At 72.1% G+C, this 15,867-nt stretch carries 17 protein-coding genes and 1 pseudogene; 7 read left to right on the forward strand and 11 right to left on the reverse strand.

The features are described 5' to 3' along the window. Positions 1–1,009 (reverse strand): glycosyltransferase (locus tag AB0M20_RS05065; RefSeq protein ID WP_364293944.1); only part of this gene is annotated, 1,009 nt, incomplete at its 3' end. 13 nt (positions 1,010–1,022) lie between these two features. Next, entirely contained in the window at positions 1,023–2,192 is a 1,170-nt protein-coding gene (locus tag AB0M20_RS05070) for a DNA recombination protein RmuC (RefSeq protein WP_364293947.1), read from the reverse strand. Positions 2,193–2,246: 54 nt separating this feature from the next. Between AB0M20_RS05070 and AB0M20_RS05075 the strand changes: the two genes are divergently transcribed. Next, positions 2,247–3,002, forward strand: coding sequence for a hypothetical protein (locus AB0M20_RS05075; RefSeq protein ID WP_364293950.1), 756 nt, complete (start codon positions 2,247–2,249; stop codon positions 3,000–3,002). On the opposite strand, the gene AB0M20_RS05080 is transcribed toward AB0M20_RS05075, so the two are convergent. From AB0M20_RS05080 to AB0M20_RS05100, 5 genes and pseudogenes are all read right to left on the reverse strand, one after another. After that, positions 2,999–3,541: a hypothetical protein gene (locus tag AB0M20_RS05080; protein ID WP_364293953.1), complete on the reverse strand. Its 543-nt coding sequence runs from the start codon at positions 3,539–3,541 to the stop codon at positions 2,999–3,001. The genes AB0M20_RS05075 and AB0M20_RS05080 overlap by 4 nt on opposite strands. Before the next feature lie 24 nt (positions 3,542–3,565). Further along, positions 3,566–6,055 (reverse strand): valine--tRNA ligase, encoded by a 2,490-nt coding sequence (gene valS, locus AB0M20_RS05085; RefSeq protein WP_364293956.1) that lies wholly within the window; start codon positions 6,053–6,055, stop codon positions 3,566–3,568. Positions 6,056–6,132: 77 nt separating this feature from the next. Beyond that, positions 6,133–6,900, reverse strand: a complete 768-nt coding sequence (locus AB0M20_RS05090; protein ID WP_364293959.1) for a hypothetical protein — start codon at positions 6,898–6,900, stop codon at positions 6,133–6,135. Between the two features lie 105 nt (positions 6,901–7,005). Continuing rightward, entirely contained in the window at positions 7,006–7,506 is a 501-nt protein-coding gene (locus AB0M20_RS05095; RefSeq protein ID WP_364293992.1) for a methylated-DNA--[protein]-cysteine S-methyltransferase, read from the reverse strand. A 95-nt stretch (positions 7,507–7,601) separates the two neighbouring features. Further along, positions 7,602–9,110 (reverse strand): annotated as a pseudogene (locus tag AB0M20_RS05100) (AlkA N-terminal domain-containing protein); the annotation flags it as partial. 79 nt (positions 9,111–9,189) lie between these two features. Between AB0M20_RS05100 and AB0M20_RS05105 the strand changes: the two are divergent. The 3 genes from AB0M20_RS05105 to AB0M20_RS05115 are packed head-to-tail and all read left to right on the forward strand — an operon-like array spanning position 9,190 to position 11,915. Continuing rightward, a complete protein-coding gene (locus AB0M20_RS05105) occupies positions 9,190–9,969 on the forward strand; it encodes an alpha/beta hydrolase (protein ID WP_364293962.1) in 780 nt (259 codons plus the stop codon). An 11-nt stretch (positions 9,970–9,980) separates the two neighbouring features. Then, complete coding sequence (gene ychF / locus AB0M20_RS05110) at positions 9,981–11,066, forward strand: redox-regulated ATPase YchF (protein WP_364293965.1); 1,086 nt, start codon at positions 9,981–9,983, stop codon at positions 11,064–11,066. A gap of 57 nt (positions 11,067–11,123) precedes the next feature. Beyond that, positions 11,124–11,915 carry a GNAT family N-acetyltransferase gene (locus AB0M20_RS05115; protein WP_364293968.1) on the forward strand — a complete coding sequence of 264 codons (792 nt, stop codon included), beginning with the start codon at positions 11,124–11,126 and terminating at the stop codon, positions 11,913–11,915. 9 nt (positions 11,916–11,924) lie between these two features. Here the strand turns inward: AB0M20_RS05115 and AB0M20_RS05120 are convergent, their stop codons facing one another. After that, positions 11,925–12,776, reverse strand: coding sequence for a methyltransferase domain-containing protein (locus AB0M20_RS05120; RefSeq protein ID WP_364293971.1), 852 nt, complete (start codon positions 12,774–12,776; stop codon positions 11,925–11,927). Positions 12,777–12,830: 54 nt separating this feature from the next. Here AB0M20_RS05120 and AB0M20_RS05125 point away from each other — a divergent pair, with 54 nt between their 5' ends. Next, positions 12,831–13,487, forward strand: coding sequence for a PadR family transcriptional regulator (locus AB0M20_RS05125; RefSeq protein WP_364293974.1), 657 nt, complete (start codon positions 12,831–12,833; stop codon positions 13,485–13,487). Between the two features lie 2 nt (positions 13,488–13,489). Here the strand turns inward: AB0M20_RS05125 and AB0M20_RS05130 are convergent, their stop codons facing one another. Then, entirely contained in the window at positions 13,490–13,858 is a 369-nt protein-coding gene (locus AB0M20_RS05130; RefSeq protein ID WP_364293977.1) for a VOC family protein, read from the reverse strand. Between the two features lie 101 nt (positions 13,859–13,959). Between AB0M20_RS05130 and AB0M20_RS05135 the strand changes: the two genes are divergently transcribed. Next, positions 13,960–14,415, forward strand: coding sequence for a MarR family transcriptional regulator (locus AB0M20_RS05135; protein ID WP_364293980.1), 456 nt, complete (start codon positions 13,960–13,962; stop codon positions 14,413–14,415). 39 nt (positions 14,416–14,454) lie between these two features. On the opposite strand, the gene AB0M20_RS05140 is transcribed toward AB0M20_RS05135, so the two are convergent. Further along, complete coding sequence (locus AB0M20_RS05140; RefSeq protein ID WP_364293983.1) at positions 14,455–14,808, reverse strand: VOC family protein; 354 nt, start codon at positions 14,806–14,808, stop codon at positions 14,455–14,457. 13 nt (positions 14,809–14,821) lie between these two features. Further along, complete coding sequence (locus tag AB0M20_RS05145; protein ID WP_364293986.1) at positions 14,822–15,604, reverse strand: MerR family transcriptional regulator; 783 nt, start codon at positions 15,602–15,604, stop codon at positions 14,822–14,824. A 71-nt stretch (positions 15,605–15,675) separates the two neighbouring features. On the opposite strand from AB0M20_RS05145, the gene AB0M20_RS05150 reads away from it, so the two are divergent. Continuing rightward, positions 15,676–15,867: hypothetical protein (locus AB0M20_RS05150; protein WP_364293989.1), on the forward strand; the 192-nt coding region annotated here is incomplete at its 3' end.

Below are 15,867 nucleotides of genomic sequence, written 5' to 3' on the forward strand. Positions count from 1 at the left end.
CGGCCAGGCCCGCGCCACGCTCGGCGAGCAGCCGGGCGTTGTGGCGGCGGTCGCCGGCTCCCGGCGTCACGAGCTGAGGTACGCCCGCGGCGAGACCGCCCAGCACACTGCCCGCGCCGCCGTGGTGCACGAAGGCCGCGGCCCGGGGCAGCACCCGATCGAGCGGGATCCGGCCGGTGGTCCGCACGTTCGGCGGCAGCCCGTCCGCCGGCTTGGCCGGCCGCACCAGCACGAAATCCGCGTCCACCCGCGCCGCCGCGGCGATCACCGCCGGCCCGGGGTCGCCGTCGTTCGGGCCCTCGATCGTGCTGCGGCTGACCACGATCAGCGGCCGCTCCAGAGGACCGTCGAGCCACGCCGGCAGCTCGCCGCCGCCGGAGAACGGCACCGGCCGCAGCCACCGCTGGTGCCGGCCGCCCGGCCCGGCAGCGCCGGCCGCTGCCGCCGGGGTGGCGGGCCCGGCGGCCCGAGCCGCCGCGTGCAGGCCGGCCAGGCTCGGCGGCGTCACGGCCAGGGTCAGCTCCGGCGCCGGCACCTTCAGGCCGCGCATCTTCGAACTGCCGGTCACGGCCTCGAACAGGTCGTAGCCGGGCCACAACGTGTTCTCCTGCAGCACGGACGGCACCGACAGCCGCCCGGCGACCACGGCGCCCGCTTCGCCCAGCGACTCGTAGACGATGAGGTCCGGGTGCACGCCGGAGGCCACCTCGAGCAGCGGGCCGACCAGGTCGAGGTTGGCCCGGCCGAACAGCTCGCCGACGAAACCGAGCCCGGCCTGCCCCTTCATCTCCGCCATCGCCATCGCCGGCCGCCCCAGCGACACCCGCAGGGCGCTGCGCCGCAGGCTGAAGCGGGCGCCGATCTCGTGCGTACGCAACCCGGCCATGTCCGGCGGGAACCCGCCGCTGGCCACATGCACCTCGTGCCCCACGTCGCGGCACGCCAGCGCCAGCGGGATCAGCGGCAGCAGGTGCCCTTGCAGCGGGGAGGCGACGAAGAGGATCCGCATGCGACGGGTTGTATCACGCCCCGGCTGAGCTTTCGCTGTGTTCCGGCGCCAGCAGCAACTCGGGCGCCTGGGGCTGGCGGGGCGTCAGCTCGACCTGCGCCGGCGCCTCCAGCCCGTGCTCGGAGACGCCCATCTCGGCCAGCTTGCGCGCGCTCACCAGCACCCGCGACTCCAGCGAGCCGACCGCCTTGTTGTACGCGACCACCGCCCCGCTCAGCGACGCCCCCAGCTTGCCGACGTGATCGCCCAGCGTGGACAGTCGCCCGTACAGCTCCCGGGCCAGGGCGTGCACCGCCACCGCGTTGCGCGCCATCGCCTCCTGCCGCCATGAATACGCCACCGTGCGCAGCAGCGCGACCAGCGTGGCCGGCGTCGCCAGCACCACGTTGCGCCGGAACGCGTGCTCCATCAGCGCCGGATCCCGTTGCAGCGCCGCGTCCAGGAACGGGTCGGCCGGCACGAAGAGCACCACGAAGTCGGGAGTGGACTCGAACGCCGTCCAGTACGCCTTCGCCGCCAGGGCGTCGACGTGCATGCGCAGGTGGCGGGCGTGCTGGTCGAGGTGCGAGTCGCGGGTGCGCTCGTCGCGGGACTCCATCGCCGACAGGTACGCGTCGAACGGCGCCTTGGCGTCCACCACCACCTCGCGACCGCCGTGCAGGCGGACCACCAGGTCGGGACGCACCCCGGAGTCGTCGGTCGACGCCGTGACCTGCTCGGCGAAGTCGCAGTGCTCGAGCAGCCCTGCCGCCTCCACGATGCGCCGCAGTTGATGCTCGCCCCACCGCCCGCGCACCTGCGGCGCCCGCAGCGCGGCCACCAGCTGGCGCGTCTCCGTGCGCAGCTCACCCGAGACGACGTGCATCGACCGCACCTGCTCACGCAACTCCGCGTACGCGTCCACCCGGTCGTGCTCCAGCTCGCCGATGCGCTGCTCGTAGTGCCGCAACGCCTCGTGCAGCGGCGCGACCGCGCGGGCCACCGCCTCCTGCGACTGCGCGGTCGCCTCATAGGACAACGCCTTCATCGACTGCTCCAGCCGGGCCTCGCCGTCCTGCCGGGCCTGCACGGTCGCCTCCAGCCGCGCGATGTCGGCGGCGGCCCGCAGCCGGGCGGCGAGCCAGCCCAGCGCCGCACCGACTGCCAGGCAACTCACAACCACCGCGAGCGTCGAGAATGTCACGTAACGCACTTTGCCAGACGGGTATGACGGTTTCAGCGCGGGTACCTTTGATTCATGAAGCTGTTTTGGCTGCTCATCCTGCTTCTCATCATCGTCGCGCTGGTGGTGTTCTGGCGGCGTGGCGCGGCCGGGCGCGAGCAGCGCCGCCTCGACGACGCCCGAGCCGAGGCCCAGCGCTGGTACGAACGCCTCGGCGGCCAGGTGATGAACCTGCACAGCGACGACCCGGCCGCGCGGCAGGCCCTCGCCGACGCCGGGGAGCGCTACAACGCAGCCGGCGGCCAGCTGCAGCAGGCCAAGACCCCGAGGCAGTTCGAGCTGGCCCGCGAGTCGGCGCTCGAGGGTCTGGCGTACGCGCGCGCCGCCCGCCTCGCGATGGGCCTGGACCCGGGCCCCGACCTGCCGCCGCTCGCCGCCTCGCAGGGCGCCGGCCAGCTCACCCGCGAGCGCGAGGTCGATGTGCAGGGCCAGCACTACAAGGCCGGGCCGCAGCCGGGCGCCGAGACGCCGTACTACTACCCGGGCGGCCGGGTGCAGGGCCGGCCGGTGCGGGCGGGCTGGTATTCGCAGCCGATCTGGCGCACCGCGCTGGGCGCGGGCGCCGGCGTCCTCGGCGGCATGCTCATCTTCGACGCGCTGTTCTCGCCCGGCTTCGGCGACATGGGCTACGGCGACGGTTTCCAGGACGGATACCAGGACGCCGCCGGCGACTTCGGGGGCGGCGACGGTGGCGGCGGCGGTGGCGGCGGTGGCGGCGACTTCGGCGGGGGCGACTTCGGCGGTGGGGACTTCGGCGGAGGCGACTTCTAACGGCGGCGCATGCGCAGGGCTAGCTCCTTGCGCAACGCCCGCGGGCCGGGCCACAGCTGCGTCAGATCGGCCGTGAACGCCGTACCCGACGACGTCTCCGCCATGGCCGGGCCCCCGGGCCCGGCGTGATCCACCGGATGGACCCGGTCGAGGTTCACCGGCGTCACCTCCAGCACCGTCCGCGCGCCCTCCCGCCGCACCACGATGTGCTCGATGTCCGCCCAGGCCAGCCACACCGGGTCGCTGCCCTGGGCGGCCAGCTCCAGCCCGGCCGTCGACACCCGCACCCAGGTGCGCAGCGACGACCGGGCGGAGAAGGCGAACGCCCCGGCGACCACCGCGCCGATCACCACGGCCTGCACCCCGGTCAGCCACCACGGGTCGTCGGCGCTGTGGATCAGCACCTTGACCAGCGGGGCGACCGCCAGATAGGCGACCATGATGACGGCCGCCATCACCAGGAACGTGCGGACCGGCGACGAGCGGAACAGCACCGCGTCATCCGCGGGCGCCGCGACGTCCTCAGGCGCGATCGACATGCCCTCCATGCTGATACAGCGACCTCAGAACGCGCAGGCGATCACCAGTTCCGGCGTCCGGTCGGGGAGCCGGTCGAGCTTGCCGATCCGCCCGGCCGCCTTCAGGTCGGACTCGACCAGGGCGAGCCGGTCCAGCACCGCGGCCGGCCCGAGCGCCTCGGCGAGCGGCACCTCCGCCTTCATCGACAGCTTGCGGTCCGACTTGGCGCGCCGGATCTGCCGCAACGCCTCCCCGGCCAGGCCGAGCAGGCTCGCGTCGCCCTCCGGCGCCACCCGGCTGAGCTCGTAGGTCGTCGGCCAGGTCGCCCGGTGCACCGACCCGTACCGCCACCACGACCACACCTCCTCCGCCACGAACGGCAGGAACGGCGCGAACAGCCGCAACAGCACCGAAAGCCCGGCGGCCAGCGCGGCGCGGCCCGAGTCGGCACCCGGGCCCGTGCCGTACGCGCGTTCCTTCACCAGCTCGATGTAGTCGTCGCAGAACGTCCAGAAGAACGCCTCGCTCGCCTGCAGCGCGTCGGTGTGCTGGTACGCGTCGAACGCGCGGGTCGCCGTCGTCACCACCTCAGCCAGCCCGGCCAGCACCGCCCGGTCCAGCGGCTCGGTCACCGGCTGCCGCAACGCGTCCGCCGCGCCCAGCCCCAGGGCGAACTTCGACGCGTTCAACAGCTTCGTGGCCAGCCGCCGCCCGACCTTGATCTGCGCCGGGTCGAAGGCCAGGTCCGTGCCCGGCCGGCCGCTCGCCGCCCAGTAGCGGACCGCGTCCGAGCCGTTCTGCACCAGCAGGTCCATCGGCGTGACGACGTTGCCCTTCGACTTCGACATCTTCTTGCGGTCGGGGTCGAGGATCCAGCCGGAGAGCACCGCCGTCCGCCACGGCAGCACGCCGTGCTCCAGGTGTGAGCGGACGATCGTGGCGAACAGCCAGGTCCGGATGATCTCCTGCCCCTGCGGGCGGAGATCCATCGGGAAGACGCTGTCGCCGTGGGCGCCGCCGACGATCTGCGGCGTGAGCGACGAGGTGGCCCAGGTGTCCATGACGTCCGGGTCGGCGGCGAAGCCACCCGGCTTGCCGCGCTGCGACTCGTCGAAGCCCGGCGGACACTCCGAGGACGGGTCGACCGGCAGAGAATTTTGGTCCGGTATGAGAAGCTCGGAGTGGTCCGGCTCGCCAGCGTCGTCGAGCCGGTACCAGATCGGGATCGGCACGCCGAAGAAGCGCTGCCGGCTGATCAGCCAGTCGCCGGTCAGGCCGTTCACCCAATGCTCGTACCGGTGGCGCATGTGCTCGGGCACCCAGCGCAGCTCCCGTCCCCGCTCCAGCAGCGCCTCCCGCAGCTCCCGGTCGCGCCCGCCGTTGCGGATGAACCACTGCCGGCTCGTGACGATCTCCAGCGGCGAGTCGCCGTTCTCGTAGAACTTGACCGGATGCGTGATCTGCCGCGGCTCGCCGACCAGGTCGCCGCTCTCGGTCAGGATCCGCACCATCTCACGGCGGGCGGCGTTGACGGTCAGGCCGGCGAACGGCCCGCCCGGCAGGAACCGGCCGTCCCGCCCGATCACGACGCGGGTGGGCAGGTCCAGGTCACGCCACCAGACCACGTCGGTGACGTCGCCGAACGTGCACACCATGGCGATGCCGGTGCCCTTGGCCGGCTCGGCCATCGGGTGGGCGTGCACGGGCACCTCGACGTCGAAATGTGGCGTACGCACCGACGTCAAGCCCGCGTACCGCTCGTCCGACGGGTGGTGGACCAGCGCCACACAGGCCGGCAGCAGCTCCGGCCGGGTCGTCTCCACCTCGACCGGCCCCTCCGGCCCGTGAAACCGCAGCCGGTGGTACGCGCCCGGCCGCTCCCGATCCTCCAGCTCGGCCTGCGCCACCGCGGTCTGGAAGCCGACATCCCACAACGTCGGCGCCTCCGAGCTGTAGGCCTCGCCGCGCTCCAGATTGTGCAGAAACTCGCGCTGCGAGACGGCTTGGGCCTCGCGACCGATCGTGGTGTACGTGAGTCCCCAGTCGACGGACAACCCGAGCCGCCGCCACAACGCCTCGAAGGCCTTCTCGTCATCGGCCGTCAGCCGCCCGCACAACTCGACGAAGTTGCGCCGCGAGATCGAGATCGCGGGCTTCGGCGCCTTCTCCGGCGGCTCCCACGACGGGTCGTACGGCAGCGACGGGTCACACCGGACACCGAAGACGTTCTGCACCCGCCGCTCGGTGGGCAGACCGTTGTCGTCCCAGCCCATCGGATAGAAGACCGACTTGCCGCGCATCCGCTGGAACCGGGCCACGGTGTCGGTGTGCGTGAACGAGAAGACGTGCCCCATGTGCAGCTCGCCGGAAACCGTCGGCGGCGGCGTGTCGATCGAGAAAACCTGCGCGCGCTTCCCGCCTACCCACTCGAACCGGTAGGTGCCGTCGCTCTCCCAGCGAGCACCCCATCTGTCTTCCAGTCCGTCGAGGGTCGGGCGGTCCGGCATGCGGCCGCGAGCAGGTTCTTCCGTCATGCGGCTCAGGGTATGGCCGCCGCACATGCACAGGCCAGGGAATTCGCCCCCGGGCGCCTACCGTCAGCGGCCTGTCGTCAGGGCGCCCGCCGGGCAGCGCCGTCGGCGCCGCCGTCCGTGACGCTCGAGAAACCGCCCGTCGTGCGCACGTTCACCACCGTGCGCCAGGTGAACGGCCCGGCCGGCGCGCACCGGCCGGCGCCGCTCTCCGCCCGGAAGATCTCGCCCGCCCTCGGCGCCGGGCCGGCCACGACCGTGACCGTCAACGCGTCACCGTCACGGGTCAGCGTCACAGCCCGCGGGACGCACTGCAGATGGTGCGCCACGACCAGGGCCAGCCGCCGGCCGTCGAAGCTGTACTGCTCGACCGGAACCGCCTCCCCCTGGGCCGGCGTGCTCTGCTCGCTGATCGAGACCACGGCGTCGATGCGGCCGCCGAACTGTCTCGCGGCGGCCCCGGTCGCTGACGGCGGCTGCGGATCCGGCTCGGTCAGCACCACCGGCAGCACGATCACCAGCGTCAGGCCCGCGACATAGCAGGCCGCGTACCCCGGCGTCGGCGCACGCCGAGCCACCGGCGCCGGCCATGGCAACGCAGTCACGGCCAGCACGACCCGCAGCAGCAGTGCACCGACGACCGTCATGCAGGCGAACACCAGCATCACGTGCCACGGCAACCAGTCCGCGTGCCAGGCCAGGAAGCCCAGCATCCCGGCCAGATAGACGCTCTCGCCGGCCACCGCCAGGCTCAACGCCCGGACGTGCTCGTCGCCGCGCAGACGAAACAGCCGGATCACGCCGGCGATCAGCACCGCGGCAACCACGACCAGCAGGAACGTCCTCACCCCTAGATCGTGACCACCCCGCGCAAGGCGGGCCGGACCATCCACATCGAACGCTCGCCGGCCGACCGGCCGGCAGGCGTCGACGCGCGGGCATCCCGGTGCGGATCAAGCCGCCGGGTCCTTCTCGTGATCCAGCAGCCAGCGCTTGACCGGCAACCCCCACCGGTAGCCGCCCAGCGACCCGTCCAGCCGCAGCACCCGGTGACACGGCACGAACAACGCCGCCGCATTCCGCGCGCAAGCCGACGCCGCCCCGCGGATCGCCTCCGGCCGACCGGCCAGCTCGGCGAAGGCGGTGTAGGTCACCGGCGCCCCGGGCTTGATGTCGCGCATCACCCGCCAGGCGTGCGCGATGAACGTGCCACCGATGTGCTGCCGCACCGGCACGTCGTCGATCGCGGTCAGATCACCCTCCAGATAGGACTTGACGGCGCGCGTCACGTCTCCAAGATGGGCCTCCGGCTTCGCATCGGCCACGAGCGTGGGGTGCATCAGTGCGATCAGGTCGGTCGGGTCGGCAGTGAAACCGGACGCCAGCACGGCGCCGTCGTCATCCACCACCGCGGTGAACGAGCCGGCCGGGGTGGCCATCGTCGAGTAGTGCATCATCGCGTTTCTCCTTCGTGCGTGGGCTCGTCAGCGTGCCCGGCCGCGGCCCGCCGTTGGGCCGGCCTGTGGACAACCGGCTGCTGTGGATAACCGCGCCAGAGCCGGATCAATGCGTAGGATCGCCAGGGCCGCCACCGTTCGGCGTGCCGCTCGAGGGCGGCGGGAGTGTCGGGCAGACCGAGCGCTGCCGCGCCGCGCCGGACGGCCAGGTCGGTGGGGAGGAAGACGTCCGGGTCGCCGATCGCGCGCATGGCGATGTAACCGGCCGTCCACGCCCCGATGCCGGGCACCTCCTGGAGCCGGGCCATCGTCTCGTCGCGATCGGTCCCCGGGTTCAGGTCGAGCTTGCCGTCGGCGACCGCTTCGGCGAGGGAGCGGATCGTGGTGCGGCGAGCGGCCGGCATGCGGAAGGCGTCGTCGGGCAGGGCGGCGATGGCGGCTGCGCCGGGGAATCCGGTGAGGCCGCCGGGCGCCGCAGGCGCCGCGGTTTCGGTAGGAGCGACCAACCCCGGCCCATCGCCGGGCGAGGGCCTGGTGGGGGAGGGGGAGGGCCCAAAGGGTGACCCACTCCCCGCCGACTTGATCAAGCGGGTCAATGTCGTCCGCGCGCTCGCCACGCTCACCTGCTGGCCCACAATCGCCCGCACCGCCATCTCGAAGCCGTCCACCGCGCGCGGCACCCGCACCCCCGGCTCCGCCTCCACCAACGCCCGCAACGCCGGATCCTCACCCAGCGTCCCGTCCACCGCGATCGGATCGGCGTCCAGATCGAACAACCGCCGGCACCGCGCCACCGCCGGCGCCAGGTCCCGCACGTCGGCCAGCCGCAGCGCCGCCGAAACCCACCGCGGACCCGGCCGCAGCGTCACGGTCCCGGCCCCGTGCGGCAGATGCAGACCTCTGAGGTACGTGTCACCGGCGACTTCCTCGACTCCCGGCAACGCCCGCGCCGCCAGGAACTCGAGCAGCGCCGCCGCGTGCAGCGGGGCCCGGTACGCCAGCCGCAGCGAGATCGTTCCCGCTTCCTTCACGGCCGCGCGGCGACGGCTCTCGCGCAGGCGGCCGGGCGGGTTCGCGTACACCTGCAGGATCGTGTCGTTGAATTGCCGCACGCTGCCGAAACCTGCCGCGAAGGCGATCTCGGCGAGGCCCAGGTCGGTGGTCTCGATCAGGATCCGGGCGGTCTGCGCACGCTGCGCCCTGGCCAGCGCCAGCGGTCCGGCGCCCAGCTCGGTGGTCAGCATGCGGTGCAGGTGCCTCTCGGTGTATCCGAGCCGGCTCGCCAGCCCGGGCACGCCCTCGCGGTCGACGACGCCGTCGCCGATCAGCCGCATCGCGCGGCCCACCACGTCGGCCCGCACGTCCCACTCGGGGGAGCCGGGGGCGGCGTCCGGGCGGCAGCGGCGGCAGGCCCGGAAACCGGCGCGCTGTGCGGCGGCCGCCGACGGGTGGAACTCCACGTTCTCCCGCTTCGGCGTGACGGCCGGGCAGGACGGGCGGCAGTAGATGCCGGTGCTTCGCACGGCCGTGTAGAACCAGCCGTCGAAGCGCTGGTCGCGGCTGTCCACGGCCCGGTAGCACCGGTCGAAGTCCAATTCCATGACACGAAGTCTGCTCCTGCGCGCGGGCCCGGCGCTGGCGGGATTCGGACATGGCCGTCGGGTGGTAGAAACAACGTCCATGAGCGGGTACGTGGATCTTCCGGGAGAGCAGCGCGTCTACGTCGAGGTGCACGGCAGCGGCGGTGAGCCGGTCTTCCTGCTGCACGGCGGCTTCCAGGGCGCCGACAGCTGGGCGGCGCAGATCAAGGCGCTGGAGGACGGCTACCACGTGTTCGTGCCGGAGCGGCGGGGCCACGGGCGGTCGCCGGACGTGCCGGGCCCGTACACGATTCCGGTGATGGCCGAGGAGACGGCGGCCGTCATCCAGACGCTGGCGCAGGGGCCCGCCCACCTCGTCGGGTGGTCGGACGGCGCGTATGTCGCGGCGTGGCTCACGCTGCACCGCCCCGAGCTGGTGCGCAGTGCGGTGTGGATCGGTCAGCCGCTCGCCGAGGAAGGCCGCACCTCGGGGGAGCGCTCGCTCGTCGACGATCCGCATCTGGCCAGCTACTTCCGCGACGACTACATCAGGACGTCACCGGACGGACCGGAGCATTACGAGGTCGTGTTCCGGAAGGTGCTGTCGCTGTGGCAGAACCCGGTCGAGATGTCGTTCGAGGAGTTCGCCTCGATCACCGCGCCGGTGCTGGTGCTGCAGGGCGACGACGACGGCGTACGCATCGACTGGAACCGCCGGGTTGCCGCCACGATCCCGAGGGGGCAGTTCGCCGTCGTGCCGGGGACCGGGCACGGCGCGCCGCTGCAGCGGGCCGCCGTCGTGAACCAGATGATCCTGGACTTCCTGGCCGATCCGGAGCCGGAACGGTTCCTCGGACTGGGCGCATTGAAGGACACGTAGACTGGCTCTCCGTGAGTCTCACCATCGGCATCGTCGGCCTGCCCAACGTCGGCAAGAGCACGCTCTTCAACGCCCTGACCAAGAACGACGTGCTCGCCGCGAACTACCCGTTCGCGACGATCGAGCCCAACGTCGGCGTGGTCGGGCTGCCCGACGAACGGCTGGGGAAGCTCGCCGAGCTGTTCTCCAGTGAGAAGGTGATTCCGGCGCCGGTGTCGTTCGTCGACATCGCGGGCCTGGTCCGCGGCGCATCCAAGGGTCAGGGCCGGGGTAACGCCTTCCTCGCGAACATCCGCGACGCGTCGGCGATCTGTCAGGTCGTGCGCGCGTTCTCCGACCCGAACGTGCTGCACGTGGACGGCAAGGTGTCGCCCGCGGACGACATCGAGACGATCAACACCGAGCTGATCCTGGCCGACCTGCAGACGGTGGAGAAGGCGCTGCCGCGGCTGCAGAAGGAAGCGAAGCTCAAGAAGGACAAGGCGCCGGCCGCGGCCGCCGCGGAGGCGGCGTTCAAGCTGCTCAACGACGGGGTGACGCTGTACCAGGGCGCCGCCGGCGCCGGCATCGACGTGGGCCTTCTGGGCGAGTTGCACCTGCTCACGACCAAGCCGTTCCTGTACGTGTTCAACGTCGACGAGCAGGAGCTGAACAACGCGGCGTTCCTGGACGAGATGCGGGCCCTGGTCGCGCCGGCCGACGCCGTGTTCATGGACGCGAAGATCGAGTCGGAGCTGATCGACCTGCCGCCGGACGAGGCGATGGAGCTGCTGGAGTCCACCGGCCAGACCGAGCCGGGCCTGAACCAGCTGATCCGGGTGGGCTTCGAGACGCTGGGCCTGCAGACCTATCTGACGGCAGGCCCGAAGGAGGCCCGGGCCTGGGTGATCCCGAGGAACGCGACCGCCCCGGAGGCGGCCGGCGTGATCCACACGGACTTCCAGCGGGGCTTCATCAAGGCCGAGATCGTCAGCTACGACGACCTGATGGCGGCCGGCTCGATGGCGGCGGCGAAGGCGGCGGGCAAGGTCCGCATGGAGGGCAAGGACTACGTCATGAAGGACGGCGACGTGGTGGAGTTCCGCTTCAACGTCTGACGTCGGTCCGGCTAAAGCGGTTGCGCCGGGCCGGGTTCGTCGTCAGCCTGGGCGGCGATGACTGACGCGGCGCACCTCCTGAGGCTCTACGACGAACAACTGCGCACCGAGGCGGAGACGCCCAATGCGGTCTCGGTCGCCCGGCTCGGTCCGTTGCGGCTGGCCACCTTCGACGGCGGGCGGGGCTTCGTCACCTATCCGCATCTGGGCGGTGCCGATGCGGACGCGATCGAGCGGCTGGTCGCGGAGGCCCTGGAGCACTACCGGGCCGACCCGGCGATCAGCCGGGTGGAGTGGAAGACCCGGGGCCACGATCACGCCCCGGGCCTGCACGAGGCCCTGGTCCGGAACGGGTTCGTTCCGGACGACCCCGAGTCGATCATGGTCGGGGAGATCTCCGACGCACTGGCGGCGGACGTGCCGCTTCCGGCCGGGGTCACGCTGCGCCGAGTCACCACCGAGCATGACGTCCGGGCGATGAGCGCGATGGCGGCCGAGGCGTTCGGCGACTCGGACTCCCGAGAGGTGGCCGACGCCCTCCTTCGCCGGCTCGGGCTCGGGACCGGGATGGAGCTGTGGGTGGCGGAGGCCGGCGGCGAGATGGTCGGGGCGGGCCGGCTGGAACCGGTCGCGGGCAGCGACTTCGCCGGCCTGTGGGGCGGTGCCGTCCTCATGCCGTGGCGCAAGCGCGGCATCTACCGCGCGCTCACGGCGGCCCGTGCCCGATCGGCCCTGGCCGGCGGGAAGACCCTGGTGCACAGCGACTCGACGGAATACTCCCGCCCCATCCTGGAACGCTCCGGCCTGGTGAAGGTCTCGACCACGACCCCGTACATGTGGCGGCGCTGACGAAGAGGTTCAGGCCCGCGTCGCCGTCACCAGCCAGGCGGCGGACGCGAACTGGACGCCGCCGGGGCCTTCGTGCGCCTTCATCACCGCGTGCAGGGCGTCGGCGGCGCTCTGCCGCTCGGCGGGCTCCCGGCCCTGAAGCATCCAGCCGAGCAGGCCCAGCACGAACTCGTGCGCGTCGTCCGCGTCGCGGCCGTAGGTCATCGGCTCGGCCAGGTCCGCCAGTCGCACGTCGGTGAAGCCGGTGCCGGCCAGCAGCGCGCGCACGTCGTCGGGGTCGCTCTGGGAGAACGGACTCGGCGATCCCGGCGGCGGTGCGGGCAGGTCGCGGCCGGTCAGGGCCCGGGCGAAGGCGCCGATCCACTCGTTGCGATCCGGCCGCTGCCAGGACAGCAGCACGAGCCGGCCGCCGGGACGCAGCGCGCGGGCGATGTTGGCGAACGCCACGTGGGGCTGTCCGAAGAACATCGAGCCGGTGCGACTGATGGCGATGTCGAAGGCGCCCTCGTCGAACGGGTGGACCTGAGCGTCGGCGTGCGCGAAGCGGGCGTTGGCTGTGCCCTCCCGCTCCGCGAGCCGGCGCGCCACGTCGATCATCTCGGAGGAGAGGTCGACCCCGAAGGCGGAGCCCTCGGGTGCGAGCCGGGCCGCGTCGCGCGTCGTCTGCCCGGTGCCGCAGCCGATGTCGAGCACCCGGGAGCCGGGCTCGATGGCGGCCGCCCGCATGAAGGCGGGGTGGTAGCGCTCCAGCGACCGGTCGAACCGGTCGGCGTGGACGGCCCAGTAGCCGCCCTCGGCGCCGTCCCAGGCGCCGGCCTGCGCCTGGTTCGTCGGGTCGACCTCGGTGGTCCGGCTGCTCATGACCCACTCCTATACTCTCTTTGGGAGTACTCAGCATCGTCCCAAGGGGAGTAAATGTCAAGCGCGCCTGCGGTGACCACCACGTCGTACGCGATCCTCGGGCTGCTCGCCGTGCGCTCCTGGAGCACGTACGAGCTCACCCAGCAGATGAACCGCAGCCTGGGCCGGATGTGGCCGCGCGCGCAGAGCAAGCTCTACGAGGAGCCGAAGAAGCTGGTCGCGCTCGGTCTGGCCACCGCCACCACGGAGCAGGTCGGCAGGCGCCCGCGCACCGTCTATGCGATCTCGCCGGCCGGGAGCGCCGCTCTGGCCCGCTGGCTCGAGGAGCCCGGGGAGGGCCCGGTGCTGGAGTTCGAGCAGTTGGTGAAGCTCGCCTTTGCCGAGAACGGCACCCGGGCGGACGCCCTGCGCACGGTGGCGGCCGCCCGTGCGTGGGCCGTGCGCGCGAACGTCGGCAACCTGGTCGCCGCCCGCGAGTACGCCGTCGGGGAGGGGCCGTACCAGCATCGGGCGGCCCAGGGCATGCTGGCCGGCGCCTTCTTCACGGACTTCTACGCGATGGTGGCCCGGTGGGCGGACTGGGCGACCGAACAGATCGAGTCGTGGCCCGAGGAGCCGGCCGAGGCGGTCGCCGACCCGGCCGCCCTGGCGGAAATTCTTGACAAGGCCCGGTGGTCCGGCGACGACCCGCTGGTGGGTTCGGCCGGCTGACGCTACTCCGGCTGGAGGAACTCCAGGCGGTTGCCGTGGTCGTCCGCCGTGTACAGGCGGCGATGGCCCGGGAAGTGCGGGTCCCACTCGACCCCGCGGCCCGCCGACCGCAACCTCGACGCGAGCCCGTCCAGGTCGTCCACCAGGACGCCCGGGTGAGCCTTGCGGGCCGGGACGAAGCTTTCCTCTACGCCCAGGTGGATCTCCCAGCCGCCACCCGCGAACCAGCAACCGCCCCGCGTCGCTAGCGCCGGTGGCTTCTCCAGCTCGCGCATGGAGAGGACGCCGCCGTAGAAGGCTCTGGCGGCGTCCTCTCCACCCGGCGGGATCGCCAGCTGCACGTGGTGCAGACGTTCGAACGAGAAGGGCATGCGCCCAACTTAGGTCAGGCCGGGGTGCGCAGGCGGGAGAACTTGCTGCGTCAAACAATCACTCGATGCGGAACGAGTGTCAAGGCCGTAGCATCTGTGTCATGTCTCTCAAGCCGCTGACCAGCGAGGAAGAGGCAGTGATGCGCGCGCTCGGGCGGTTGATGCTGGTGCTGCCCCGGGTGCTCGACGCGGACCTGGAGCAGGGTGAGCGGATGTCGCTCAGCGAGTACTCCGCGTTGCGGCACCTCTCCGAGGCCGAGGGCCGCCGCCTGCGGATGAGCGATCTGGCCGCGGCCTGCGACATGTCGCTGAGCGGCATGACGCGGCTGGCCGGCAAGCTCGAGTCGCTGGGCTACCTGCAGCGCCGCCGCTGCGAACGGGACGCCCGTGGCATGGACGCCGTGCTCACCGATGCCGGCCTGCGGCGGCTCGAGGCGGCCTGGCCGACGCATCTGGAAAGCGTGCGCAAGCGCATCTTCACGCACCTCGAGGGCCTCGACATGGGCACCCTCGCCCGGGCGCTCGAGGCGATGTCCTGCACCAAGGATCGCTGCTAGCGGCCGGCCGGGAGCACAGCCGCCGACGTCGGGGCCCGGCTAGTCGCCCGCGGCCAGGTCGAACTCGTTGCCCTCCGGGTCGGCGAGGGTGATCCACTCGATGCCGTACTCGGCGTGCTCGGACAGCTTCGTCGCGCCGAGTGAGACGAGCCGGTCGGCCTCGGCCCGCCAGTCCGGCCCGGAGAGGTCGATGTGCAGGCGGTTCTTGACCGTCTTGCCCTCCGGCACCTTGAGGAACATCAGCGCCGGCCGTCCGTCCGGCTTGTCGCGCCCGATGGTCGCGAAGAACCCGTTGGCGCCTTCGTCGACCGGGCGGGACAACGCCTGCGACCAGAATCCGGCCAGGGCCGCGGCGTCGCCGGTGTCGATCACGATGTGTGCGATGGAAAGCATGACCAGTGCCTTTCTAGAGAGGCCAGAGGATTTCGGTACGCCAGTGAGCCGGATCCGCGGTGTCCCCGGGACCGACCAGATAGATCTCGCGGATCGGCCCGTCGGACCCGCCCTCGCCGTCGAGGACGTGCCGCCCGAGCAGGCCGTAGGTCAGGTCGAGCTCCTCGAACGAGCCGATGTGCAGCGCAACCGCGTAGCGGCCACCGGGGATGGTGCTGGTTTTCAGCGTGGGGGCGACGACCGGAACGTATGCCGTGACCTCTCCACCGTCGTTCTCGAACCAGCCCGGTCCGTACAGGGCCGCGCCCGGACCGGCCGGCTGCAGGCCGGACCGGCCCACCTCCGCGAACAGCCGCGGATAGACCTCGGCGCAGTAGTCGCCGATCGCCTCCCGCGAGATCACGGTGCTGTCCGCGACGGCGGCCACAGCGGGCACCTCCCTGATCCGCACCGGCGAAGGCACCGGCCCGGCCATCAACGCCCGCAGCGACGCGACCGCGGTCGCCGTCTCGGTCAGCCGGCGATGCAGGCGGTCGAGGTGGGCGGCGATCCCGGCCTCCCGCTCGTGCGGTGCCGCGTGCAGCACCGCCCGGATCTCGGCCGGCGGCATCCGCACGTCGCGCAGCCGCCGCACCAGATGCGCGTCGGTGACCTGCTCCGGCGTGTACCGGCGATACCCGGTGGCCGGGTCGACCTCGGCCGGCACCAGGACGCCCACGTCGTGGTAGTGGTGCAGCGTCTTGACCGGCAGGTGGGTCAGCCGGCTGAACTCACCGATGGTGATCGTGGCGGGCATGGTCAACACTGTGCACCCTCCGGTGACCGGAGGGTCAAGCCCGATTGACCACGTTCACTAGGCTGCGGTGCATGGCCGCCCGCAAGATCGTGACCGCTGTCGGTTCCGCCGTGGGTCAGGGAGTCCTGACCGGTCTCTGGACCGCCGCCGGTGAGCTCTCACCGGCGAAACGCCGCGTGCTCCGCTTCGCCTCCGGCGCCGGCGTCGCCGCGTTCGGCTTCCTGACGGCGAAAGGCGACGAGAGGCGCGACGAGAAGGGCGAC

Origin of the sequence: Actinoplanes sp. NPDC051633 (genome assembly GCF_040681735.1) — a bacterium.
Lineage (GTDB): Bacteria > Actinomycetota > Actinomycetes > Mycobacteriales > Micromonosporaceae > Actinoplanes.